Source organism: Microcoleus sp. S1D4, from assembly GCF_036700765.1.
Taxonomy (GTDB): domain Bacteria; phylum Cyanobacteriota; class Cyanobacteriia; order Cyanobacteriales; family Microcoleaceae; genus Microcoleus.
Window position 1 is genome coordinate 1 of the sequence record NZ_JAUBPP010000008.1, and the last position, 25,955, is coordinate 25,955.

At 45.9% G+C, this 25,955-nt stretch carries 15 protein-coding genes; 11 read left to right on the top strand and 4 right to left on the bottom strand.

Features of this window, described 5'->3' with window-relative positions:
- Window positions 1-353 precede the first annotated feature (353 nt).
- Window positions 354-587, top strand: a complete 234-nt coding sequence (locus QT998_RS10485; protein ID WP_194065881.1) for a hypothetical protein — start codon at window positions 354-356, stop codon at window positions 585-587.
- A 243-nt stretch (window positions 588-830) separates the two neighbouring features.
- Here the strand turns inward: QT998_RS10485 and QT998_RS10490 are convergent, their stop codons facing one another.
- From QT998_RS10490 to QT998_RS10500, 3 genes are all read right to left on the bottom strand, one after another.
- Complete coding sequence (locus QT998_RS10490) at window positions 831-1,526, bottom strand: potassium channel family protein (protein ID WP_194065880.1); 696 nt, start codon at window positions 1,524-1,526, stop codon at window positions 831-833.
- Between the two features lie 140 nt (window positions 1,527-1,666).
- On the bottom strand, window positions 1,667-3,001 hold the full coding sequence (locus QT998_RS10495; RefSeq protein ID WP_194065879.1) for a TrkH family potassium uptake protein: 1,335 nt from the start codon (window positions 2,999-3,001) through the stop codon (window positions 1,667-1,669).
- A gap of 106 nt (window positions 3,002-3,107) precedes the next feature.
- Window positions 3,108-3,245: a hypothetical protein gene (locus QT998_RS10500; protein ID WP_194065878.1), complete on the bottom strand. Its 138-nt coding sequence runs from the start codon at window positions 3,243-3,245 to the stop codon at window positions 3,108-3,110.
- On the opposite strand from QT998_RS10500, the gene QT998_RS10505 reads away from it, so the two are divergent.
- The 3 genes from QT998_RS10505 (at window position 3,239) to QT998_RS10515 (ending at window position 14,453) form a co-directional block, all read left to right on the top strand.
- Entirely contained in the window at window positions 3,239-4,192 is a 954-nt protein-coding gene (locus QT998_RS10505; RefSeq protein ID WP_333114502.1) for a methyltransferase domain-containing protein, read from the top strand. The genes QT998_RS10500 and QT998_RS10505 overlap by 7 nt on opposite strands.
- Window positions 4,193-4,629: 437 nt before the next feature.
- Window positions 4,630-5,631 (top strand): homogentisate phytyltransferase, encoded by a 1,002-nt coding sequence (locus QT998_RS10510; RefSeq protein WP_333114504.1) that lies wholly within the window; start codon window positions 4,630-4,632, stop codon window positions 5,629-5,631.
- A gap of 317 nt (window positions 5,632-5,948) precedes the next feature.
- Window positions 5,949-14,453 (top strand): tetratricopeptide repeat protein, encoded by an 8,505-nt coding sequence (locus QT998_RS10515; protein ID WP_333114506.1) that lies wholly within the window; start codon window positions 5,949-5,951, stop codon window positions 14,451-14,453.
- An 82-nt stretch (window positions 14,454-14,535) separates the two neighbouring features.
- Here QT998_RS10515 and QT998_RS10520 read toward each other — a convergent pair whose 3' ends face one another.
- Window positions 14,536-17,754, bottom strand: a complete 3,219-nt coding sequence (locus tag QT998_RS10520) for a glycosyltransferase (protein WP_333114507.1) — start codon at window positions 17,752-17,754, stop codon at window positions 14,536-14,538.
- 141 nt (window positions 17,755-17,895) lie between these two features.
- Between QT998_RS10520 and cobA the strand changes: the two genes are divergently transcribed.
- From cobA to QT998_RS10555, 7 genes are all read left to right on the top strand, one after another.
- On the top strand, window positions 17,896-19,464 hold the full coding sequence (gene cobA / locus QT998_RS10525) for a uroporphyrinogen-III C-methyltransferase (protein ID WP_333114509.1): 1,569 nt from the start codon (window positions 17,896-17,898) through the stop codon (window positions 19,462-19,464).
- Window positions 19,465-19,594: 130 nt separating this feature from the next.
- A complete protein-coding gene (locus QT998_RS10530) occupies window positions 19,595-19,786 on the top strand; it encodes a DUF2281 domain-containing protein (RefSeq protein WP_333089504.1) in 192 nt (63 codons plus the stop codon).
- Window positions 19,773-20,165, top strand: a complete 393-nt coding sequence (locus QT998_RS10535; RefSeq protein ID WP_333089502.1) for a type II toxin-antitoxin system death-on-curing family toxin — start codon at window positions 19,773-19,775, stop codon at window positions 20,163-20,165. The genes QT998_RS10530 and QT998_RS10535 overlap by 14 nt, the downstream gene beginning before the upstream one ends.
- Before the next feature lie 224 nt (window positions 20,166-20,389).
- A complete protein-coding gene (locus tag QT998_RS10540) occupies window positions 20,390-21,580 on the top strand; it encodes a tetratricopeptide repeat-containing serine protease family protein (RefSeq protein WP_333089499.1) in 1,191 nt (396 codons plus the stop codon).
- A 178-nt stretch (window positions 21,581-21,758) separates the two neighbouring features.
- On the top strand, window positions 21,759-22,337 hold the full coding sequence (locus QT998_RS10545) for a Uma2 family endonuclease (RefSeq protein ID WP_333114511.1): 579 nt from the start codon (window positions 21,759-21,761) through the stop codon (window positions 22,335-22,337).
- Window positions 22,338-22,890: 553 nt separating this feature from the next.
- Window positions 22,891-24,975 carry an elongation factor G gene (gene fusA, locus QT998_RS10550; RefSeq protein WP_333089530.1) on the top strand — a complete coding sequence of 695 codons (2,085 nt, stop codon included), beginning with the start codon at window positions 22,891-22,893 and terminating at the stop codon, window positions 24,973-24,975.
- 327 nt (window positions 24,976-25,302) lie between these two features.
- Window positions 25,303-25,947 carry a Uma2 family endonuclease gene (locus QT998_RS10555; protein WP_194008311.1) on the top strand — a complete coding sequence of 215 codons (645 nt, stop codon included), beginning with the start codon at window positions 25,303-25,305 and terminating at the stop codon, window positions 25,945-25,947.
- The last annotated feature ends 8 nt before the right edge of the window (window positions 25,948-25,955 follow it).

The following is a 25,955-nucleotide window of genomic DNA, read 5'->3' on the forward strand; positions in this document are numbered from 1 at the left end:
GATTTTTGGCTGGCATACACTATAACTAATGATTGCTTATTTTTTTATATTATACAATCTAGCTGCGTCTCAGCTTAGTACCTCATATAAGAGCTTGAAAAGCTATATGCAAATCAGGGCCCATCACAATTCATCACTACTTATTCACACTAAAAAATACGCATATTTTACCTGATTCCCACTTAAATCTGCCTTTGGATAGATCTTTGGCTAAAAATTAAAAAAATCTTGTTTTTGCTTATTAATTCTTTAACCTGAAATTTTATCGCAATTAATGGTGCCTTGCCTAAAATTTGATGTATCGTTACAATAGGCTCATATTTCAAATATCAAAAATAGATGAGGTAAAAACCATGCTCGTAAGTTGCTTGATTCCGTTGACTGTCTGCTTGATTGCTTGGTGGGTGACTGCCGGGACTGACAACAGAACGCTAGACGGGATTCCGGCTCCGCTAGCTGCAATTGTTGGAGTGTGTTCGTTAATTTGGTTGGTGGCGGTGTGTCCTTGGCCTATTAAACTCGCTTTAGTTGTGGCGGTGCTGATTGTGGCTAGAGCTTACCTGCAAAATATTTTGAATGCAGGCTGAATTTTTAGGGCGACGGCTTTTAGATTTGCCGAAGCTCTATTGTCGGGTGCTACGACTTGGTGGTTGAAATTTTCACTATATTTTTACAGGGTCGCAACGAAAGAAACAACCCCAAAATTGGTGAAATTCAAGTTAGATATTTCGGTTAAAAATTAGAAGATAAAGCTTGTGGTTCGAGCGGAGACAATATAACGTGCGCCACAAGCATCCTACTACATATTGAGCGAGTAAAATGGCGAGCTGTTAAATTGGTAAGCGATTGATATCTTTATTAGAACCAATTACTACCATCACCTCGCCCTTGCTCAAACGTTGGCTCGGCTGCGGATTGATCTCGAACTTGTCGGTGCGACCGACTGCTAGCAAGTTCAAACCATACCTGCGCCGGAGTTCCAAATCCGAAATTGTTTTACCGTCAAACTTTTCTGGAACGAGCAACTCAACTATGCTGTGATCTGGGTCGAGATCAAAGCGTTCTAAAATGCTGGGTTTTGTAAGAATTCGGGCCAAAGAGTGGCCCATTTCTCGTTCTGGAAAAACCACATGATCTGCGCCGACTTTTTTCAAAATTTTCAAGTGAGTTTCCGAGGAAGCTTTAGCTATTACGTGACTTACCCCGCCTTCCTTAAGATTTAGGGTGGTGGTAATGCTTTCTGCTAGGTAATTGCCGATCGCCACAATCACCGTTTCAAATTCAAATATACCTGCTCCCCTAAGAGCGCTAGGCTCAGTAGAATCTAACTGTAAAACGTGAGCAGCTATACGATCGTTCAAAGCTTGAGCTACTTTTTTTTCGTCGGTGTCAACCGCGAGAACTTCGTAACCCAAGTCATGCAGGGTCGAACACACAGCTTTGCCAAAGCGTCCCAAACCAATAACTGCAAACTGCTTGTTATCGACGCGCAAACCGCTAAAAAAATTCAAAGATGACAGGTTCACTCAATATCCAGCGCTGAAAGTCTTGCTTTTTAAATTGTAGCAAAGACAGCGCCGCCTCCTTTTGATTTGTGACTAAATAGTAAAAGTTGATTTGGGTTGTCACCCATTGTTTAGATTATCAGGAAGTAGGCAGGATTTTTTTATCCCACTAACAAACTTTCCTCAGCATACTTAAAAGACCTGGGTTTTGGGTCGCCGAATGCAGCGCTCATCAGCAGCAGCACTCCAACCCGACCTATGTACATTGTAGCAATCAAAATCAACTTACCGATCGCTGAAAGCTTGGCTGTAATCCCTGTGGAAAGACCGACCGTGGCAAAAGCTGAAACTGCTTCATACAGCGCTGCGATAAATTCTACTTGGGGATTGGTCAGCTCGATTAAAATTGCAGATGTGAACGCGACCAACAGGGAACCGAAGACTACGCTAATGGTTTTCAGAATCATTGCTGGCGGGATTTGACGCTGATAGCACTCCACATCTTCCTGACCTTCGATAACTGCTGTGGTACAGCAAAACAATATCCTAAAAGTTGTGGTTTTGATTCCGCCGCCGGTACTGCCAGGACTGGCGCCGATAAACATCAGCGCGATAGTCAGAAATAGCGCGGCTTCGCTCATTTTGCCAATGTCAATTGTATTGAATCCCGCCGTGCGGGGAGTAACAGATTGAAACCAAGCTGCCATCACCTTTTGCGGAAAATTGAGAGGACCGAAAGTTGCTGGGTTGTTGTATTCCAGCACCAAAAAGGCTAGCGTTCCTAAAATTAAAAGAACGGCAGTTGTACTGGTAACGACTTTGAAATTTAGGGAAAAAACTGTGCAGATAGGGCTTTTGTTGAACCGATCTCGCACCCACAGGTACATTTCCATAATTACTTGATAGCCGATTCCCCCAAATATGATTAAACCGCCGACAGTGAAGTTAACAATAGGCGAATTGATGTAGCCGATCAAATTATCTGAGTAGAGGCTAAAGCCGGCGTTGTTAAAGGCATTAACGCTGTGAAATATGGCCGACCACACGCCCTCTTTAAATCCGTATTGGGGGACGAAAACCGACATCAGCAAAAACACTCCTGTTAATTCAAACAAAAGCGTTGTTGCTAGAATTGACTGCACGAGTTGTACTACGCCGGCTAGCCCGGATTTGTCGAGAGATTGTTGCAGGGCAATTTTGTCTTTCAAGCCAAAGCGGCGGCCCAATAACAGCAGCAAGAAAGTCGTGGCTGTCATGTAGCCCAAGCCTCCTATTTGCACCAGTAAAACTAGGCACAGTTGTCCCCAAAAAGAGTAATGTTTTCCGACATCCACAACCGACAAGCCTGTGACGCAAACAGCGGAAGTCGAGGTGAAGAGTGCTGTGATGGGATTGTTCCAAGTTCCATCGATTGTGGAAAAAGGCATCATCAGTAGTAGAGCACCTGCGGCGATGACGGCGAGAAAGCCCAAAGCAATGGTTCGCGAGACAGTCATTCGATTTTAGATTTTAGATTTTAGATTGTAGATTGTAGATTTTAGAGGGAATCGACAAATCGATTTGAGATTTGAGATTTTTCGATTTGAGAGGAAACCGACAAATCTATCCAGGGGTATAAATAAGGATATCTCGGTCTGGGGAATGCCGATCGACCGATCGCACCAAATCGCCACATTCCATGACAACATCGGGAAAATAACGGTAGAATTCCTTTAATAACTTGCGATCTGGCGATGACATCAACACTTTACCAGCAAATTCAGGAACTCTACGACGCTTCTAGCGGTTTGTGGGAACAGGTGTGGGGCGAACATATGCACCACGGTTACTACGGCGCGGATGGGAATTTGAAAAAAGAGCGCCGACAGGCTCAGATAGATTTGATCGAAGAATTGCTAGGCGAGGCTGGAGTACCGTCAGAGAAGGCACTCTGCGAACCTTACCGCATTTTAGATGTCGGTTGCGGAATCGGCGGTAGCACGCTTTATTTGACTCAAAAGTTTAGTTCGATCGCCCAAAATAATTTAAAGTCGGATGGTGAGGTCGATCGAGATTTTGGGCGATCGACCGCAGAAAACAAAACGGGCGCTAGCGTGATGGCCACCGGCATCACCCTGAGTCCGGTACAGGCCAACAGAGCGACTGAACGCGCTAAAATTGCAGGACTCGAAAGCAATGTTAACTTTTTAGTAGCAGATGCTTTGAATATGCCTTTTCCTGACGAGTCCTTCGACTTAGTTTGGTCCCTCGAAAGTGGCGAACATATGCCCGACAAAATTAAGTTTTTGCAGGAATGCTGTCGCGTGCTCAAGCCGGGAGGAACTTTGATGTTAGCAACTTGGTGTCACCGCCCGGTGGGAGAAACGGCGGGAGAATTAACTGATGCAGAGAGAAAGGAGTTGGCAGAAATTTACCGGGTTTATGCTTTACCTTACGTGATTTCTTTGCCGGAATATGAGGAAATTGTCCGCAGTTTGCCTTTTACAAATATTCGCAGCGCTGATTGGTCAAAAGCAGTTGCTCCGTTTTGGGATGTGGTGATCGATTCTGCTTTGACTCCGAACGCAATTTGGGGTTTGCTGACGAGCGGTTGGACGACGATTCAAGCTGCACTCGCTCTCGGATTGATGAGCCGGGGATATCAGAGCGGATTGATTCGTTTCGGACTGATTTGTGCTGTAAAATAAATCATTAGTCATTAGTCATTAGTCAGAAGTCATTAGTCATTAGTCATTAGTCATTAGTCATGAGTCATTAGTCATTAGTCATTAGTCATTAGTCATTAGTCATTAGTCATTAGTCATTAGTCATTAGTCATATCGTTTCCGCTTGCATCGGAATGATTGAACCTTATTAGTACACAGAGTACACAGAGTCCGAGAATATATATCTGAATCATTCCAATGCTACCGGATTTGATATCATTAGTCATTAGTCATTAGTTATTAGTCATTAGTTATTAGTCATTAGTGCTGTCCCCCCGCGATTTTTCCGTCCAACGTCATCAGGAAGAGGGAAGAAGGAAGAGGGTTCGGTCGATGATATTTCTGGCTACAAGTTCAATTAAGTAAGGTGGATAATTTCCACTTTACTTAATATTATTTCTGGTGCGGTTGTGGGATTTATGGGCAACGATTCGATTGATAAGTCTTGGATTGATAAAGATCAAGATGGCTCGGCTCCGCAAAGCTGGGTGAGGGCATTTTGGGAGTTTTCTCGGCCGCATACGATTGTGGGGACTACGTTGAGCGTGCTGGCTTTGTACGCGATCGCCCAAAGCGCACAACTGTTTGTGAATCCTATATTTTTGCCCCTAGCTTGTGCTTGGTTGGCTTGCATTTGCGGCAATATTTATATTGTGGGATTGAACCAGTTAGAAGATGTGGAAATTGATAAAATCAATAAGCCGTATTTGCCGATCGCCTCTGGGGCCTTTTCTCAAAAAACAGGGGAATTAATTGTAGCTGTAACGGGAATTTTGGCAATTTTGACTGCTGTTTTGCAAGGGCCGTTTTTGCTGGCTACAGTTGGTGTTAGTTTGGCGATCGGGACTGCTTATTCTCTACCGCCAATTCGGCTGAAACGGTTTCCTTTTTGGGCGGCGCTGTGCATTTTTACGGTGCGGGGCGCGATCGTAAATCTAGGGTTATTTTTACACTTTAATTGGGTGTTGGGTTTGGGAAGGGCGAAAAGCGCTTTTTCGGGCTGGAGTTTGGATAGTGTGTCTTTTGCGATTCCTGCGGAAGTTTGGGTGCTGACGGTGTTTGTGGTGGTGTTTACTTTTGCGATCGCCATTTTCAAAGATATCCCCGATATGGAAGGCGACAAGCAATACAATATTACTACGTTTACGATTGAGCTGGGCAAGCCGGCAGTCTTTAATTTGTCTCGCTGGGTGTTGACAGTTTGCTATTTGGGCGCGACTGTGGCGGGAGTCATTGTTTTGTCTAATGTTAATTTAATATTTTTGGCAGTTTCTCATTTGACGGCTTTGGGTTTGATGTGGTTTTGGAGCGCAAAAGTTGATTTGGATGAGCAAAAAGAAATTGCGGATTTTTATCAGTTTATCTGGAAGTTGTTTTTCTTAGAATATCTGATTTTTCCAGCAGCTTGTTTGTTAGGGTAGAAGTCAGTAGTCAGTAGTCATTAGTCATTAGTTATTGGTTATTGGTTATTGGTTATTGGTTATTGGTTATTAGTTATTGGTTATTAGTTATTGGTCATCAGGAGGAAGGAGCATATAGAGTGTTTAAGAAGGGTTTTTTAGAAGTGCGAAATTCCTGCTGGCTTGGATATTTTTCTGGTTTCTAGTAATATTCGGCACTTTGATGCGAAAGCTCTCTGCATAAATACTTCCAGGGAAGAAGAAAGGAAGGAATAGTTAACAAATTAGAATCAGTTGGTAATTACAAGTTAGCGAACTCCCAAACAACAAAGATAACTATGGCTTCTAAGAAAAAACTGCAAAAATCTGCCGTTAAACAGAGTGCTGAAGACTGTTTGAAAAGAGCTTGGGAACATCACCAAGCTGGGCGTTTGTTAGAAGCTGAAAATTTGTACCGGCAAATCGTAGAAGTCGAGCCGGAGTCAGCAAACGTGCTTTGTTTGTTGGGAATAGCGCTGAGACAGCAGGGAAAAGTTGCTGAGGCGATCGACTTTTACGATCGCGCGATCGCCCAAAACCCCGATTTTGTAGAAGCACATTTAAATAAAGCCCATGTTTTGCTGGATGTTGGCGAATATCAAAGGGCGATCGCCAGTTACGAACAAGTTATCAAAATACAGCCAAATTCCGCACTCGCCTGCAATAAATTGGGCTGGCTCAAACAGCAATTAGGCGAAACAGACGCGGCAATTGTATATTACCAAGCAGCGCTTAAACTCGACCCAAACCTGGTTGAAGCCGCCCACAATTTAGGTAAAATCTTTACAGAAAAAAATCAATTCGACGATGCAGCGACCTGTTATTTGCACGCTTTAAAAATAAATCCTAAATTAACATATTCTCTGCTAGGATTGGGCAGAGTTTTGCAGCAACAAAATAAATTAACCGAAGCTCTCAACTGCTACCAGCAAGCTGTAGAAATAGAACCGCAAAATCCCGACGCGCAAAATAATATCGGAGCATTTTACCACGAACAAGGCAAGACAAAAGCAGCCCTAGACCACTACCGACAAGCATTAAGCTTCAAGCCTGACTTCGTGGATGCTATTAACAACCTCGGACACGCATTGGTAGATTTAGGCAATTTTCAAGAGGCTTTTTACTGTCACCGTCGAGCCTTAGAATTGCAGCCAGACAACGCCACCGCACACCTCGAATTTAGTTTAACTTTGCTGTTGTTCGGAGATTATCAGCGCGGTTTTGCTGAATACGAGTGGCGGTGGCGCACTTCGACACTACAACCGAGGCAATTTCTACAGCCGCTTTGGGATGGTTCGGATTTGCATTCTAAAACTATTTTACTGCACGTCGAGCAAGGCTTGGGCGATTCGATTCAGTTTATTCGCTACGCCCCGATTCTTCGCAGCCGAGGCGCTAAAGTCATCGTGGCTTGCTATCCAGAACTGATGCGGTTGTTTGCGACTGTTGCCGGCATTGAATATTTATCAGTTAGTTTTGAGGGTTTACCAGTATTTGACGTTCACGCACCGCTGATGAGTTTACCCAGAATTTTGGGGACAACTCTCGAAACAATACCCGCAAATATTCCTTATTTGACTCCGCCTGCTGAGTGCAAGTTTGCGCTGGCTTCTGATGCCAAATTTAAGGTGGGAATTGTGTGGGCGGGGAATCCAACCAGGCGGAAAGACAATCAGCGATCTTGCAGTTTGAGCGATTTTATTCCGTTGTTTGAGGTGGCGGGAATCGCTTTTTATAGTTTACAAAAAAACTTGTCCGAGAGCGATCGCACTTTGCTCAACCATCACTTGGTGCCGGATTTAAGTCCGCACCTGAACGACTTGGCTGATACGGCTTCTGCTATATCTCAACTGGATTTGGTGATTAGTGTCGATACTTCTGTCGCGCACTTGGCTGGTGCTTTGGGAAAACCGGTTTGGGTGCTGCTTTCTTTTGCACCTGACTGGCGCTGGCTGCTGGATCGCGAAGACAATCCTTGGTATCCAACTGCTAGGCTTTTTCGTCAAAGTCAGCCACAAAATTGGCAAGAATTGTTTCAGGATGTGCAGGCGGCTTTGAGTTTGTTGGCGATCGCCAATTCTACTACTTATTCCGAGGATAATACTAAAAATTTGTCTCTCGCAAAGACAGTCGATGCTGCAGCGCTGGAAATGACAAATCCTAGCTTGGTTGAGGATAGCCAAAAAATATTTTTGACAGCGGGCGAAGCGCTGGCCAACCGCGTAGCAATCGAGCAAATGCCGCCAATTGAAACATCTATTACTAGGGCGGCTAATGGGGAAAATTCGGTTGTTTTAGAGGATATGTTGCAGCAAGCCGAAAAGTTGATGGAAACAGGCGACAAGCAAGAGGCGATCGCCCTTTACGAACAAATCATATTTCTCGATCCAAATTGCGTGCAAGCCCGGATTAATTATGGTTTTCTCAAACAAGAAAATGGCGAGTTAGATGCAGCTATTCCGCATTACCGAGAAGCTTTAGCCCTCGATCCAAATATTCCTCAAACAGCTTACAATTTGGCAAAAATTTTTGAGGAGCAAGGTCAAGTCGCAGAGGCGATCGCATATTACGAACAAGCCCTCGTCGCAGATCCTGATTTCGTACCCGCACTGATAAATTTAGCGGTGGCGCTGCAAGAAAAGGGCGAACTTTTAGAGGCTGTTAACCTCTACCGGCGGGCGCTGGAAATTAACCCACACAGTTGGGAAGCTTACAACAATCTGGCAACTGTTTTGCAAGAACAAGGCAATTTAGAAGATGCCCTAGAATATTATCACAAAGCTCTCGAATTGCTGCCGGATTTTGTGGAAGCTATTAACAATTTAGGCAGGACTTTTCTGGAAAAAGGCGCGGTAGAAGAGGCGATCGCCTGCTACAAACGGGCGATTGTTTTGAATCCAGATCATGCTAGCGCTCACCTCAATTTGTCCTTGGCTTTGCTGTTGGCGGGAGATTTGGAAAATGGTCTGGCGGAGTACGAGTGGCGCTGGAAAATTAATGAATTTAAAATCGGTCATTCCTGTTTTTTAGCTGGGCCGGGAAATACAGTGGCGGCGAGAGAATACCGGCCGCTGTGGGATGGTTCCGATTTGCAGGGAAAAACTATTTTGCTGCACGCCGAACAAGGTTTGGGCGATTCGATTCAGTTTATCCGCTACGCTGCGATTGTAAAGAATAAAGGCGGTAGGGTAATTGTTGGCTGTTATCCGCAATTGCAACGTTTGTTTGCAACGGTTGACGGGATTGATTTGCTAATAGTTAGAGGCGAGCCGCTGCCGGAATTTGACGTGCAAGTGCCGATGTTGAGTTTGCCCTATGTTCTGGGTACAACGGTGGAAACAATCCCGGCAAATACTGCTTATTTATCTGGGAATGCGGGTGCTAAATTTGGGCTTTTGCCGGGAAGAAATTTGAAAGTTGGGATTGTCTGGGCGGGGAATCCCAAACACCGCAAAAATATGCAGCGTTCTTGCAGTTTAAGTCAGTTTCTACCGCTTTTGGACGTTTCGGGGGTAAGTTTTTACAGCTTGCAGAAAGAGGTTTCTGAGGTCGATCGCGCGCTGTTGAATCGAACTCCAATCGTCGATTTGAGCTGGGATTTTGGGGATTTGGCCGATACTGCTGCTGCGATCGCCGAATTGGATTTAGTGATAGCCGTCGATACCGCTGTCGCCCATTTGGCGGGCGCTTTGGGTAAACCGGTGTGGATTTTGCTGGCGTTTTCGCCGGATTGGCGGTGGCTGTTGGAGCGCGAAGACAGTCCTTGGTATCCGACGGCGCGGCTGTTCCGGCAGGCTCAGCGGGGCGACTGGGAGGGCGTTTTTGACCGGGTGGCGCAATCTCTGGGCCGCCTGGTTTCCGCAGCCTACGTGCCTTCGGCGGCGGCGGATGCAGAGTTTCGCTCTGGCCGAAATTTGCAGGTGCAGCGCAATTTTGGCGGTGCGATCGAATGTTACGAGCGGGCGCTACGGATCGATCCAAATTACGCCGCCGCCCACAGCAATTTAGGCGTTGTCAAACAGCACGTCGGGCGCTTGACAGAGGCGATCGCGCACTACAAAAAAGCGCTAGAAATCGACGGGAATTTGGCGGAAACTGCGAGCAATTTGGGCAGCGCGCTGGCGGAAGCAGGGGAGAAAGCAGAGGCGATCGCACAATACCAGCGGGCGCTGTCTTTGAACCCCAATTGTGCCGAAGCGATGATTAATTTGGGGCTGCTGCGGGAAGAAGAAGGGAAGCTGGCGGAGGCTTGCTCGCTTTACCAGCAAGCGATTCAAGTCAATCCTGCTTGCGCGGCGGCTTATTTGAATTTGGGAATTGCTTTGGAGAAACAAGGGGAGGAATCGGGCGCGGATTACGATCGCGCGATCGCAAATTACGAACGGGCGATCGAGCTCGATCCCAATTATTTCGACGCTTTGCACAACTTAGCATACGCCTCGATCCGGCAGGGCCGAGTTGCAGATGCGATCGCCTATTACGAACGAGCTCTGGCGCTGCAACCCGATTTGGCAGCAACCGATCTGGCTTTTGGGAATTGGCTGTCAAACCAAGATAAGTTAGATGAGGCTCTAGTCTTTTGCCAGCAAGCGATTGAGAAATTTCCCGCCAGTGCGGGCGCTCGCTGCAATCTGGCAATTGTCTTGCACAAACAAGGTAAAATTCAAGATGCGATCGCCTGCTACCACCAAGCTTTGAGCCTGAAATCCGACTTTCCCGAAGCTTTGAACAATCTCGCTAAAGCTTTTGAGGAAGCGGGAAAAACGGCGGAGGCGATGGATTGTTACAATCGGGCGATCGAACTCAAACCCGGTTATCTCAATTCCCTCAACGGTTTGGGAAACATTCTGCACCAAAGCGGACAATTTGCAGATGCTGTCACCTATTACGATCGAGCAGTTGAATTCAATATCGCCAACCCCGAATCTCACCTAAATTTAGCTTTAGCATTGCTGCTGGCGGGAGATTTTAAACGTGGTTTTACAGAATACGAATCGCGGCTGGTTGTTGAAAAAAAACAGTTCCCGCAATACAACTTTCTCCAGCCGATTTGGGACGGCAAAGATTTGGATGGAAAAACAATTTTGCTTTGCCCGGAACAGGGTTTGGGCGATGCAATTCAATTTATCCGCTACGCAGAATTAGTCAAGCAAAAAGGCGGTCGGGTAATTGTTTGGTGTTTGCCGCACTTGCAGCGCTTGTTTGCAGGAGTGGCGGGAATCGATCAGTTGATAATTAGTCCAGAAGCAGCGCCGGATTTTCAAGTTCGCGCGCACCTCATGAGTTTGCCGCACCTCCTGGGAACAACCTTAGAAAATATACCCGCCCAGGTTCCTTATTTAGCTCCGCCTCCCGGCGGGGAATTTACTTTCAAGCAAACTACTAATTTAAAAGTAGGGATTGTCTGGTGTGGCAATACTAACAATTCACAAAATAAAGTGCGCTCGTTTCCGCTCAATTTGTTGGCCAAAATATTAGATATTCCCGGAGCAGATTTTTACAGTTTGCAAAAGGAAGTGACAGCAAAAGAACGCGCTTTGTTGGATCAAATGCCCGTTACAGATTTAAGCTCTTATTTGCACGACTTTGCCGATACAGCGGCTGCAATATCGGCTCTGGATTTAGTCATTTCTGTAGATACTTCTGTGGCGCACTTAGCCGGTGCTTTGGGCAAACCCCTGTGGATTTTGCTGTGTTTTGTGCCAGATTGGCGGTGGATGTTGGAACGGGAAGATAGCCCTTGGTATCCGACGGCGCGACTGTTTCGTCAGTCAACAGCGCAAGATTGGGAAGGAGTTTTAGAAGTGGTTGGTTTGGCGCTCCGAGAAAGAGTTGCTCAGCATCAGGAATCTCAACCAATAATAGAAACTCAGCTTAATTTTGACTTGGCTAAGCAACAGTTCGATTTGGGAAATCTGCTGAAGTCGCAAGGAAAATTTATTGAGGCGATCGCGTATTTTGAAAATGCTTTAGTTTTGCAGCCAAATTCGGTCGAAGTCACCACCAATTTAGCGGTTGCGCTGCACCAAACAGGCGATTTAACAGGTGCTGCAAAATATTATCAGCGCGCAATCGAAATCGACCCGAACTGCGCTCTATCCCAAAATAACTTTGGTATTTTGCTGCAAACTCAGGGCCGTATAGACGATGCTATATCTTGTTTCCAAAAGGCGATCGCCCTAAATCCCATTTACGTCAAAGCTCTCAACAATCTCGGCGCGATACTCCAGCAGCAGGGCAATTTTTCAAGTGCGATCGCCTGTTTTAATCAAGCACTTTCCATCAATGCCAATTACGTGCCGGCCATCGTAAATTTGGGCGCGGCCATGCAAGCAACAAATCAGCTAGAAGAAGCTAAACGCCTTTATTGTCTGTCAATTGAGATAGAACCTGACAGCGCCGCAGGGCATTATCACCTGGGAAATCTATTCTTAGAAATGCACCAATTCGATCGAGCTTTGGTCAGCTTAGAAAAAGCCATAGCCTTACAGCCAAATTATGTAGAAGCGCTGAATAATTTAGGTACTGTTTTAGAAGCAAAGCAGGAAGTAGACCGGGCAATTTCATGTTACAATCAAGCTATTAGTTTCGATGAAAATTGTGCTAAAGCTCACTTCAATTTATCCTTGGCGCTGTTATTAACAGGTGACTTGCAGCGCGGTTTTGCCGAGTACGAATGGCGCTGGCAAACCGATCAATCAAAAAAAATACAGTGGTTGAATTTCGATCGGCCGATTTGGGACGGTTCAGATTTGCATTCTAAAACTATTTTGATTCGCTGCGAACAAGGTTTGGGTGACGCAATTCAGTTTGTGCGCTACGCGGCAATCGTGCAGCAAAAAGGCGGCAAAGTTATCCTTTCTTGCTATCAAGAATTGAAGCGTTTGTTCAAGCAGATTCCTGGCATCGAGCAAGTGGCGGTGCGGATGGACGAATTGTCCGATTTTCAAGTGCAAATACCGCTGATGAGTTTGCCGCACATTCTGGGAACAACTTTAGAAAATATACCGGCAAATGTTCCTTATTTAGCAGCGCCGCCGAATTGGCAATTTTCCCTAAACTCCGTGAAGCGCAGCTATCCCGTAGGGAATCGCAATTTCAAAGTGGGGATTGTGTGGGCGGGAAGTTCGGAACATTTGAAGGATTTTGTGCGATCGAGTTATTTAAGCTATTTTCTGAAATTGTTTGATATTCCGGGCGTAAGTTTTTACAGTCTTCAGAAAGAATTATCGGCGGGCGATCGTACTTTGTTGACTCAAACTTCCGCGATCGATTTGAGCGACAATTTGAACGATTTTGCTGATACTGCGGCGGTGATATCGCAACTGGATTTAGTAATTTCTGTTGATACTGCTGTAGCGCATTTAGCCGGTGCTTTGGGCAAACCGGTATGGATTTTGCTGTGTTTTACGCCGGATTGGCGGTGGATGTTGCAGCGCGAAGATAGCCCTTGGTATCCGACGGCGCGGCTGTTTCGCCAGCAAAAACCGGGGGATTGGGATGGAGTTTGCGATCGGGTAAAAGCAGCCCTAGAACAGCTAATTTATACTTCCCAAGGGCAGGAAACCAACACACCGCCCCTGCTAATCCCTCAAAATATCCCCCCAGAAACCCCGCCAAAAACAACAGGAATCGGCATCAGTTGGCCGCTCAGCATCACCAGCGGCTGGGGAATTTACGGCATGAATTTAACACTGCAACTGCTGCGAAATCCCGCCTGGGAAGTTGCACTTTTAGCACCCCCATCCATCACCTCAGAATCGCTCAATCCGCTGCACAAATCGCTGTTATTGCCCCTAATAGAAAAGCAGAGAGATTTTCAGGAATTAGTAACCGCGAATTCTGAAAAACAAATAGCCTGCAACTTTCCCGTACTTTACGGTTTGGGGAATAATTTAGTAACGTCTGGAGTAGAGAATCAACTTACCAGCGCTTGTCAAGTAGGAGTCATATTTTTTGAAGACACGCACATCACAGCAGAAGCCGTAGAAAAAGCCAAAAAATATAGCGTGATTGTCGCCGGTTCTAACTGGAATGCCGATGTTTTGCGAAGCTGCGGCTTGACTAATGTAGCGATGGTAAATCAAGGCATTGACCCGACAATTTTCCATCCTGCACCCAAATCTAATCTATTTGGCGATCGCTTCGTAATTTTCTCCGGTGGCAAACTAGAATATCGCAAAGGCCAAGACATTGTAATTGCCGCTTTCAAACAATTTCGCGCCAAACATCCAGAAGCGCTGTTACTAACAGCGTGGCACAACTTTTGGCCTCAATATATGTTGGGAATGGAACAAACCGGAAACGTTGCGGGATTTCCTAATATCAACCGCGACGGAAGTTTAGGAATTTCCCAATGGTTAGCAGCCAACGGTTTGCCAGTTGACTCTTTTATCGACATCGGCTTAATACCCAATCACCTCTCTGGACAAATTTTGCGAGAAGCCGACTGCGCTGTTTTCGCCAACCGCTGCGAAGGCGGCACTAATTTAGTCGCAATGGAAAGTATGGCCTGCGGAATTCCTACTATTTTATCAGCAAATACTGGTCATTTAGACTTAATTTACAGCCACATTTGCTATCCTTTACCGCATCAGGGACGAGTTAAACCGACTGCTCATTTTCCCGGTGTAGAAGGTTGGGGAGAGTCGGATGTTGCAGAAGTTGTCGAGGCTTTGGAGCAAGTTTATACTAATCGCGAAGAAGCAAAACGGATCGGTTTAGCTGCGGCTAACTTTATGCTGGATTGGACTTGGGAAAAACAGGTTAAGCGTTTTTTGGATGTCATATCAAATTCGCTTTAAGAACCCTCTTTTTCCAGCGAACATAAGTCGCTACTACACAAACAAAGTTTGTTTTTGCGGACTACAGAATAAAGAATCCAGATTAACTTGCGATTTGTCCCAATAGCTTTTCAGCACTATTCACGCTTTCCATATCGTAAAGTTCCCGGTTGTAACAAACAATTTGTGCTACCAACTTTTGATGATATTGCTGAGCTTTAGCCAACATAGAACCCTGGGAACGCCGATAATTGACAACGACTTCTCTCGTTCCCAAAAAGGGAATATTGTGCTTGTGGCAGTTCACCCAAAACTCCCAATCTTCGTAACCTTCCTTCATCCCAACTTTGTACCCGCTGACCAAATCCAAAATAGATTTGTGATAAAGTGAAGACGGATGAATCATGTTAGATTTCTTGATATTTTCGGACGAATACAACTCGTAACTTGGTACTATGCGATTTTCAGTGCCAAACATTTGATAAGAACCAAAGGCTACGCAAGGTACATTTGATTTTAAACATATTTCTAAAAGGTCAGTCAAGCCGTTTTCAGCTAGGATATCATCGGCATCTAAAGGCATGATGTATTCACCGTTTGCGGTTGCTATGCCCGCATTTCTAGCACTTGAAAGCCCTTGATTTGTTTGTTCTACAAGAGTAATTTGATATTGGGAATTTGCTAATATTAAATTTTTGGCAACTGTGCTGGTACTATCTAAGCTGCCGTCGTTGACAATGATAATTTCCCAATTTTTGTAAGTTTGGTTAATCACGCTAGTTACTGCTTCCACCAAAAAATGAGATTGATTGTAGCAGGGAATAATCACAGATACCAAAGGTCGATCTGCCAATTGTGGCGATGCTGTAACTTGTTTGACACTTTCTGATTGTAAATTATGTGCCGCATTTCTAGCAGTTTGCAAACTGTAAAAATAAATCTTGGGATGGACGATGGCTAATTGATTTATATCGGTATTTTGATATTCATTTACTAACCTCGGATATCCCGACAAGTATTCTTGTTTAACAAAAATCAAGATATTCTGAGCGTACCAAGGCTCTACTTTGTCATTGTTCCATATTTTTTTTCTCAAGCAGTCAATAACTGCATAGCCGTTTTTCTGAAAGTAATAAACCCAATATTGTGGCCACTGTTCGTTAACGTGTTCGACGCCTCCTTGAAATGGTATCGCAGCAGAAAACATAATCACCGATGCTAGTTGAGTGAGAGAATTAACAAAGTTTTCGGCACAGGTAGCGGGCAAATGTTCGGCAACTTCCAGAGAAATTGCTAAGTCAAACTTTCTGTTTATTTGCAGCGGTTGCTTTAAATCGGCGGATTGGAACTGATTTAAAGGAATTTGTAAAATAGTGCGATCGACATAATCGCCATCTATTCCCAAACAATCAGAAATTCCCAACTTGTGAAACGCAGCTAACCAGCTTCCCGTACCGCAGCCCACATCTACCACACTTTTAGGTAAAATGGGTTGCAGCAAGTCTAGCAGCAGGGGAATAATTTCTCTAGCAGAAGTGCGAGTTCCTTCTGCGATTAATTGGTAAAAATCTCTTGTATAAGATGACTGTTGGTTTTGATTGGTTTGGCTGGCTGTTTGAGAATTAATTGCCTCTAAACTGCTAATATTGTACCCGTGCAAATGTGCTGGCAACTGCCAGGAAATATTGGGGTCGGGTTGATGTTTTATCGGCTCGACATTGCCCCGCCAAGCAGCCCCCATAATTTGCATTGTTTGATATACTACTGTTTGCCATCCCCTTTGTTTCAAGTAATCTAAACCTTGAGCAACATCGGGAGCCGCTAAATCGTGAAATAAAATTATCGCATCTTCTTCAGCCAATTTTTCACACGCAATGGCATCATTTAACGGCCCATCACCTCCGTGTTCTCCGTCAATAAAAATTAACGACCATTTGCGGTTGAATTGAGCGGAATATTCTTCTACTCTTTGGGGGCTATAGCCGGGTATTAGCTTCACGGAAGTTTGCACGCCAGACGCATTGAGAGCACCTTGAATTGAATCGATGACGCTTTGTCGAATGTCTTCTCTTTCTAACAGCGGATCGACCACATCTAATTCAACTCCTGCGAGGGCTAAGTGACAGGCCGACCATCCCAGCCAGCAGCCTATTTCTAAGGCTTTTTTACCTTTGAATTGCAGGGCTGTATTGTAAAGGATGTGTGCTTCGTCACGACTGAGAAATCCGACTGAATTAGCGCGGCGATCGACATACCAATTGTGCTGAATTTCCCGGCGCAGGTAGGGCCACGAACAAGTTTGAGTATCGCCGACAATCATGTTGGGAAAGTACGCATCTGGGAGAATAATTTTCAATCCGGGCGAGACGTAATCTCCGGCGGGTAACAAAGTATTGTTGTTCATTTCAGATTGTGGCGGTAATGTAATTTGTGTTGGTTTTAACTGTGGAGATACTGGCTGTTGTATCGGTTGATAGCGGAGACTAATTTCTATTTGACTTCCGTCGGCTGTTGCTAATTTTACTAAGTCGTGCTTGTGACCGGTGATGTGCAGAATGCCGATCGCCTCCTGCGGCAAGTACGGCTCCACAAAACAGGCTCGCTGCTTGTCCCAGACGGGCAAACCAAAGTTGCAACTCCAGTTGCACCGAGCCGGCAGCATCTCTGTTTTGTCAAACATTTTAGTGCCGTAAACCAACCGATTTAAAGCTATTTGGTCGGTCATTAAAGAAACGTGCCGCTGCAATCCCTCTCCCAGATATTCCGCCCATAATTCCCAGTGCGGGGCATCTTTTTGCAGTGCGAAAACACCTGCATTGATGGTGGGATAGCTGTGCAACTGTTGGGCAACTTCTTCGCCGAAAGCTGCTTGATAATCGCGGTAAACAAATTCCCAATACCAAGGCAGTTTGCCGTAAGCTAAATAATAGCCTCTGTCTAATTCTGGAACAACTGCTAAACCGCGTTTTACCGCGCCTTTAACTAACAGTTCAACAGCTTGCCAATCTTGCACCCAAGCATCGGCATCTATCCACAAATAGATGTTAAAATCGGGGAAGTAGCGGCGCAAAAAAGGACGTGCTAAAAGTCCTTTGAGATAGTGAGGGGCTTCGTTTCTACCGGGAAAGTCAAAGTCCCAATCAGGTTTTTGAATGATATTAACTTGTGTTTCCAGCCACTGCAATTGTTGGGAAGTGCAGCCGAGATCGAAAAAGCCGATCGCCACATTTGCACCCTCTGGTTTTTCCCGCACCGATAAAATAGTACCTCGCACTAATTCAAAGTAATTTGCATCGGCCGCCGTGATGATGATAATCTGCATAAATAGCTTTTCTAATACAATAAACTGCGGAGTATACCGTAGGGTGCGCCTCGGCGCGTCTTACTATAGTGTAGGGTGCGCCTTGGCGCGTCTTACTATAGGCTAGCAATATTCATACAACTATACTATCGAGGAGGAATTGTGAAAAACCCAAAAGGGAAAGTTTATCTAGTCGGTGCGGGACCCGGAGATTGTGACTTGATGACAGTGCGATCGCACAAACTGCTATCCCAAGCCGAAGTCTTAATTTACGACGCTCTCATCGACATCCCACAACTCGAATTAATCCCAGTAACTTGTCGAAAAATAGAAGTTGGGAAACGCGGCGGCAAACCTTCTACCAAGCAGCAAGAAATTAACCGCTTGCTCGTAGAACAGTGCAAGCTAGGCAAACAAGTAGTGCGCTTAAAAAGTGGCGATCCGTTTATTTTTGGTCGTTCCAGTTCCGAAATTCAAGCATTAATCACAGCGGGCTGCGAGTTTGAAGTAATACCCGGAATTTCATCCGCATTAGCCGCACCAATGCTAGCAGGAATTCCCCTCACAGATCCGGTGATGAGCCGCTGTTTTGCCGTGATGAGCGCCCACGAAACAGATGCTTTAGAATGGGAAGCATTAGTGCGGATTGAAACTTTGGTAATATTGATGGGAGGGCGCAATTTAAGCGAGATAATTTGGCAATTGCAAAAACACGGGCGATCGCCCGAAACACCGATCGCCATTATCCGAGATAGCAGCCGCCCCGAACAGAAAATCTGGATCGGAACTCTGTTCAACATCGTACAGCAAACAGCAGGTCAATCTCTATCGCCTTGCGCGATCGTCATTGGAGAAGTAGTCAGATTGCGCGAATATTTAATCGGATCGAAAAACACAAACATGAGCGTTACACCAGTCATTTCTAACAACAGCCAGCAGCTAGCCGGAAAAACGATTTTAGTCACCCGCGCAGCTTCCCAGTCCAATCAATTTAGCGATCGACTCCAGCAACTAGGAGCCCGCGCGATCGAAATGCCCGCCTTGGTAATTGGTGCGCCGTCCACTTGGGAACCATTAGACAGGGCGATCGCACAATTGTCAAGCTTTCACTGGTTAATTCTCACATCCCACAACGCTGTAGACTGGTTTTTTGAAAGATTGCAAGCAAAAGGCAAAGACGCGCGCAGCTTGTGTGGCATTAAAATCGCAGTTGTCGGCAAAAAAACAGCAGAAAGTTTGCGATCGCACTCTCTACAACCAGACTTTATTCCCCCCAATTTCGTCGCCGACTCCCTAGTCGAAAACTTCCCCGATAACTTGCAAAACTGCAAGATTCTATTTCCCAGAGTAGAAAGCGGCGGTAGAGAAGTTTTAGTCAAAGAATTCACCGCCAAAGGAGCGCAAGTAATCGAAGTACCAGCTTACCAATCTTGCTGTCCCGAAACTGTCGCTCCGATCGCCCTAGCCGCACTCCAAAATCAAGCCGTAAATATCATAACCTTTGCCAGTTCCAAAACCGTGCATAACTTTTGCCATCTCATAGAGAAAAACCCAGAATTGTCTTTGTCTGAGGATTGGTTAGAAAATGTTTGCATCGCCTCGATCGGGCCCGAAACGTCCAAAAGCTGCCTAAAGTTATTGGGTAAAGTAGACGTAGAAGCCACAGAATATACGTTAGACGGGCTGACTGAGGCGATCGTCCAATGGGCCACAAAATATCAAACCTTGTAAGTTTACTCTAACCTACAGTCGGCGGAGGCCGACTTCGTTTGTATAGACGCGGTTTCAACCGCCGAGTTTTACTCAGCCATTGATTATCTAATCTGCGGGTTGTAAAATAATAAAATAACTAGGAGGAAACATGAGCGCAAAAGACCAACTTCTTCAAGAACTAGACCAAGTACCAGAACCTTTGCTGCTGAAAGTGCTGGAATTTGTTCGTTCCTTAAAAACTGAAGAAGAACAACAAAAATTAGAAGCCAAAGCATGGCAAGCATATCTAGATTCTGAACGCGAAAGAAAGGAGGTTTATCATCGCCTTGCCAACTCCTAATTTTATCACCAAAAATACGGTTATCAGCATTCATGCCAGACAGATAGAGAGATTTGGCGGAACTCCCGGTGTCAGAGATGAAGGCTTGTTAGAGTCAGCTTTAGCTCAACCTCAAGCAACTTTTAGCGGTCAACTTTTGCATCCAACAATTGGCGAACAAGCTGCCGCCTATCTCTACCATATAGCGATGAATCATCCATTTATGGACGGCAATAAGAGAACGGCTTTTGCTGTGGCAGATACCTTTTTGCGATTGAATGGTTGCGCTCTAAATTTAACGGACGATCGAGCATATAATTTAGTCATGCAAGTCGCACGGGGAACGATGACGAAAGAAGAACTAAGCACTGAGTTTGAGTCATGTATTGTTGCGTTTTAATAAGTAGGATGGGCATCGTGCGCCAGCTAGCATCTGTAGGGAAACGGCAATGGCGTGTCCGGGGCCGAAATCGGGGAATTGCGGAACAAAAAAGCGAGTAAAATTATCACTAAAGAACAAAGCCGATCGCACGAGCGTCAACCCACTAATCCAACTAAAAACAAAAAAACAAAAATCGCCAACCGCCGCCAACTCCCGCTACCCAACTACAAATTCCCAATACCATGAATAAATATTTTTCTCGTTTCGACACCTTAAGCAGCGTGCTAGCAGGAACTACCGCAGCCTTAACCATAGTTATCAGCCAGCCCGCGATCGCCAAAACAGCCCAAGAAGTCGCCAACATTGCCGGGCCGCTGACAGTACAAATTAACAGTTCCCTAGGAGACGGTTCAGGCGTAATTATTGCCAAAACAGGCAAAACTTACACAGTTTTAACAGTCAACCATGTCGTAGAAAAAGCAGACGTTAAATATACCGTTCGCACCTCGATCGGCAAAAACTATCAAGCAACCGCAGTCACCCGCTTGCAAACAGCAGCAACAGACCCAGATTTAGCAGTAGTCAAATTTGAAAGTCCCGAAGAATATCCAGTCGCGACGATCGCAGATTCCGATCTAGCCGTCATCGGCAGTCAAATCTACGTTTACGGCTATCCCGCTACGGGCGGACTGTTCGGCGCAGAAAGAGAACCCGAACTCTCTCCCGGACTCGTGACCAGCCGCCCGCACAACCGCCCCGAAGGTTACAATTTGCGGTATCAGGCAGTAACTTGGAGCGGTATGAGCGGCGGGCCAGTTTTCGACTCCGAAGGCCGAGTCATCGGTTTGCACGGACAAGGCGAATTCGGTTTTGCCCAAACCAGTTCCGGCGAAGTCGCCCCGATCAAAACCGGGTTTAATGCAGCAGTTCCCATCAATACATTTATCGCGAAGTTAGTGGCGGCGGGAATGAACAAATCTGAGTTGAAAGTAGACAATACTCCCGCAACTATCGGCCCGGTATCCACCGCCAATCCGCAAGATGCCCAAGCCTATTATTTTCGAGGACTTTCGCGGTTAGATCGAGGAGATGCTTGGGAGGCGATCGCCGATTTCAACAGAGCACTGGCTTTCAAGCCAAAATATACCCCAGAATTGTATTTTAATATCGGTAATGCCCGCACTTTCATCACTTCCGGCTTGCCCCAATCCGAAACCACGCGCGGTTCCACTGCTATTGAAGCATACACGCAGGCGATCGCAGCCAACCCCGGTTTTGCCGACGCTTACTACAACCGAGCTTTAGCTTACCTGGAAACAGAAGACAAACCAAAAGCAATTGCCGACTTTCAGAAAGCAGCAGAACTTTACAAACAAGGCGGGAGAACCAGCGCCTATCAAGACGCGCTCAACAGAATCAAACAATTGCAGTAAAATTAGAAGTTAATAATTAAAAAATCAAAATGAATAAGTCCATTTTGATTTTTTAATTTCTATATTCATATAGCAGTTTTCAAAAAAGTGAGGTAGGCTCTATGCCCTATGCCGGATAGTACCTCATATGAGAGCACAGAAAGGCTATATAATTTATCAAAACAGCAGGTAAATAATAATGACTGCTATCACCTTAAACCTCAACTCCATAATTAAACTAACTTCCGAACAGTTCTACCAACTGTGCGAATCAAACCCCGATTTAAAATTAGAACGCAGCGCCAACGGAGAATTAATCGCCATGCCACCAACCGGAGGAGAAACAGGCAAACGCAACTCAAAACTTAACTTACAGGTGGGAATTTGGAACGAACAAACGGAACTTGGCGAAGTGTTTGATTCCTCCACAGGATTTACCCTGCCCAACAAAGCCGATCGCTCTCCCGATGCTTCTTGGGTAGAAAAATCTCGCTGGCAAGCTTTAACACCCGAACAAAGAGAAAAATTCATCCCGCTTTGTCCCGATTTTGTCATTGAATTAGTCTCGCCCAGCGACAGCTTGAAAAAGACTCAAGAAAAAATGCAAGAATATATAGAAAACGGCTGCCGTTTGGGTTGGTTGATTAACCGCAAAAAACGGGAAGTTGAAATTTACCGCCTCGGTAAAAGTGTAGAAATATTGCAATCTCCTCAGACCCTTTCTGGGGAAGATGTTTTGCCGGGTTTTGTTCTCAATTTGCAAAAGATTTGGAATTAGTATAATTTAACGATCAAGCATAAAGATGAGGTATCAATCGATAGAGCCATCAATCCCTCAATCCCCCAATCTAAAATCTAAAACTTGTACGATCGCGACTTGTGAGCCAGCGTCTTGCCCCCCGAAGGAAGTCGAAGGGAGTCGAAGGAAGTCGAAGTATCTAAAACCTAAACCTATACCTCCCCTTTTTGAGAAAGGCTATATTGACCACTACCGTATTTTTTTTTCATAGCACTACCAGCGAGCACTATCCATGCCAAACACAGATGCTATCCCGCGAATCGCTTGCAGACAGCGAGGGAAGGTAACACCACTGTGGTAGCGCACCCCGTCAAACTGTCAAGAATCACCGGCGTCAAAGTCCCGCCAGCAGTCAATCACCCAAGAATGCTTCGCAGGAATGACGGAGAAGTGTCAAAATTAAGATAGGTATGCCAGAAACAGGGGAAAAGAAATCTAGCCTGTAATGGCACCAAAGGCAACATTGATTCCTCGCTTGTCACGCTTGCAGGTGGTCGCCGACGGTTCGTCGCATTTAATCTCAACAGTAATTATGAAAGATCTCACTCTTTATCGAAATATCGGCATCTTCGCCCACGTAGATGCTGGCAAGACCACCACAACTGAAAGAATCCTAAAACTGACAGGCAAAATCCACAAAATAGGTGAAGTTCACGAAGGCGCGGCGACGACTGACTTCATGGAACAGGAGCAAGAGCGCGGTATTACGATTCAATCCGCTGCTACCACCTGCTTCTGGAACAAGCATCAGCTCAACGTCATCGACACTCCCGGACACGTCGATTTTACGATCGAGGTTTACCGTTCGCTGAAAGTTCTCGATGGTGGTATCGGCGTGTTCTGCGGTTCGGGTGGAGTTGAACCGCAATCTGAAACCAACTGGCGCTACGCTAACGATTCCAAAGTCGCTCGCATCGTCTACATCAACAAGCTCGATCGCACCGGCGCAGATTTTTACCGCGTTGTCAAGCAAGTAGATACAATCCTCGCAGCTAAACCGATGGTGATGGTATTGCCGATCGGCATCGAAGAAAAGTTTTGCGGCGTAGTCGATTTGCTGACCCGCAAAGCCTGGATCTGGGATGACTCCGGCGACCCGCTGAACTACACAATCGAGGAAGTTCCGGCCGATATGGTCGATGATGTCGAAAAATACCGCGAACAGTTGATCGAACTCGCCGTCGAGCAAGACGACGCTCTGATGGAACAATATCTCGAAGGCAACGAACCGAGTATTGACGACCTCAAGCGCTGTATTCGCAAAGGTACACGCGATCGGGCATTTTTCCCCACCTACTGCGGCTCATCGTTTAAAAACAAAGGCGTGCAGTTGGTACTGGATGCCGTGGTTGACTATCTGCCAAACCCAATGGAAGTCGCACCGCAGCCAGAAGTCGATCTCGATGGCGAAGAAACCGGCGAGTTTGCGATCGTCGATCCCAACAGACCGTTGCGGGCACTGGCGTTTAAGATCATGGACGATCGCTACGGTGCTCTAACATTCACGCGCCTGTACTCCGGTAAGCTGTCTAAAGGCGACACCGTACTCAACACAGCCACAGGCAAAACCGAGCGCGTCAGCCGTTTGGTGGAGATGCACGCCAACTCTCGCGAAGAAATTGAATCGGCCCAAGCAGGGGACATTGTGGCGATCGTCGGCATGAAAAACGTCCGCACCGGACACACCATCTGCGACCCCAAAAATCCCGCCACCCTAGAGCCGATGGTATTCCCCGCTCCCGTTATTTCGATTTCGGTCAGACCGAAGGTGAAAGGCGGCGAAGAAAAAATGGGAGCAGCCCTCACCAAAATGGTGCAAGAAGACCCATCCTTCCACATGGTGACGGATCAAGAAAGCGGCGAAATGATTCTCAAGGGGATGGGCGAGTTACACCTCGACATCAAAGTAGACATTCTCAAGCGCACCCACGGCGTCGAAGTAGAAGTCGGCGAACCGCAGGTAGCCTACCGCGAGTCAATTACCAAGCGCCTCGAAGACGATTACACCCACAAAAAGCAATCAGGTGGTTCCGGTCAATTCGCCAAAATCGGCTACGTGATCGAGCCTGGTGAGCCTGGAAGTGGCTTCATATTTGAGTCAAAAGTGACTGGTGGTAGTGTACCGAGAGAATATTGGCCAGCCGTCGAAAAAGGCTTTGAAAGCTGCATCGACAAAGGCGTCTTGGCTGGATTCCCCTGCTTAGACTTGAAATTCACCCTCCTAGAAGGTGGTTTCCACCCCGTTGACTCGTCGGCGATGGCCTTTGAAATTGCTGCCAAAGCAGCCTATCGTCAATCAATCCCCAAAGCAGGCCCTCAGTTGCTGGAACCGATTATGAATGTCGATGTATTCACTCCAGATGATTACATGGGCGACGTAATCGGCGACCTCAACCGCCGCCGCGGGATGATGAAAGCTCAGGAGACAAGCCAGACAGGAGCGCGGATCAAGGCAGATGTGCCGTTGAGCGAAATGTTTGGCTACATTAGCGACTTGCGTACCATGACATCTGGGCGCGGACAATTCTCCATGTCGTTCTCCCACTATTCTCCTTGTCCAAGCAATATCGCCGAGGAAGTGATCAAGGAAGCGAAAGAGCGTCAAGCTGCGAAGTAGTGTATTAAGTGCGATCGATCTATTCGATCGCACTTCACGAAAAGATAGCCAGAAACCGGGTTTTTTCCACATCCTTCGCCACAGCGACGAGATTGGCTAAAAACCCGGTTTCTTTGATTTACTCGCCAGGAGCCAGAAACCTGTTTTTTTCCACATCCTTCGCCACAGCGACGAGATTAGCTAAAAACCAGGTTTCTGGCTATCTTGGTGCGTCCAAAACAGTTAAAATTATCTGCGTTGATTTGCGTTAATCTGCGGTTTCGCGATCGATCGAAAATTTATATTTGCTAAGATACAATCAATAATTTAAAACCCAGGCAGGTAGCCATGACAGCCACCCTGATTCAAACCCCAAAAGCCGGATTTCTGCTAAAAAATATTAGTTGGCAGACTTATGAATCTCTGGTAAACGAACTCGCAGAACAGCCGGGAATTCGCCTGACTTACGATCGCGGAAATTTAGAAATTATGACTCCATCAGCACCCCACGAAAAATCTGGAGAACTGTTAGGAAACTTTGTGGAACTTCTAACAGATGAATTAAATCTTGACATTTGCAGCATGGGTTCACTAACCTGCAAGCGCCAAGATTTGGCACGAGGGTTAGAACCTGATAAATGTTACTACATTCAGAATGAAGATGTTGTCTGGAATAAAGAACAAATCGATCTCAATGAAGACCCACCACCAGATTTAGCTATTGAAATTGACATTACCAGCAGTTCGATCGATCGTCTCGAACTTTACGCAAGTTTGGGCGTACCTGAAGTTTGGCGCTACGATGGCAAGCGTTTAATCATCTATCAGTTAGAAGGCAATGAATACGCAGAGTGCGAGGTTTCTCCAACCTTTCCTTTTCTGTCGAAGTCTGAAATGCTCAGGTTTTTGGAACTGAAAAAGACTACAAAAGAAAAGGCTTTGCTGCGGTTGTTTCGGGAGTGGGTGAGGAGTCAAATTCAGTCAGGAGAGTGAAGCAGGGC

Bases quoted from the DNA above. Each gene is read 5' to 3' on its own strand.
- QT998_RS10485 (WP_194065881.1), top strand. From the start codon at position 354: ATGCTCGTAAGTTGCTTGATTCCGTTGACTGTCTGCTTGATTGCTTGG.
- QT998_RS10495 (WP_194065879.1), bottom strand. From the start codon at position 3,001: ATGACTGTCTCGCGAACCATTGCTTTGGGCTTTCTCGCCGTCATCGCC.
- QT998_RS10505 (WP_333114502.1), top strand. From the start codon at position 3,239: ATGACATCAACACTTTACCAGCAAATTCAGGAACTCTACGACGCTTCT.
- QT998_RS10500 (WP_194065878.1), bottom strand. From the start codon at position 3,245: ATGTCATCGCCAGATCGCAAGTTATTAAAGGAATTCTACCGTTATTTT.
- QT998_RS10510 (WP_333114504.1), top strand. From the start codon at position 4,630: ATGGGCAACGATTCGATTGATAAGTCTTGGATTGATAAAGATCAAGAT.
- QT998_RS10515 (WP_333114506.1), top strand. From the start codon at position 5,949: ATGGCTTCTAAGAAAAAACTGCAAAAATCTGCCGTTAAACAGAGTGCT.
- QT998_RS10520 (WP_333114507.1), bottom strand. From the start codon at position 17,754: ATGCAGATTATCATCATCACGGCGGCCGATGCAAATTACTTTGAATTA.
- QT998_RS10530 (WP_333089504.1), top strand. From the start codon at position 19,595: ATGAGCGCAAAAGACCAACTTCTTCAAGAACTAGACCAAGTACCAGAA.
- QT998_RS10540 (WP_333089499.1), top strand. From the start codon at position 20,390: ATGAATAAATATTTTTCTCGTTTCGACACCTTAAGCAGCGTGCTAGCA.
- QT998_RS10545 (WP_333114511.1), top strand. From the start codon at position 21,759: ATGACTGCTATCACCTTAAACCTCAACTCCATAATTAAACTAACTTCC.
- fusA (WP_333089530.1), top strand. From the start codon at position 22,891: ATGAAAGATCTCACTCTTTATCGAAATATCGGCATCTTCGCCCACGTA.
- QT998_RS10555 (WP_194008311.1), top strand. From the start codon at position 25,303: ATGACAGCCACCCTGATTCAAACCCCAAAAGCCGGATTTCTGCTAAAA.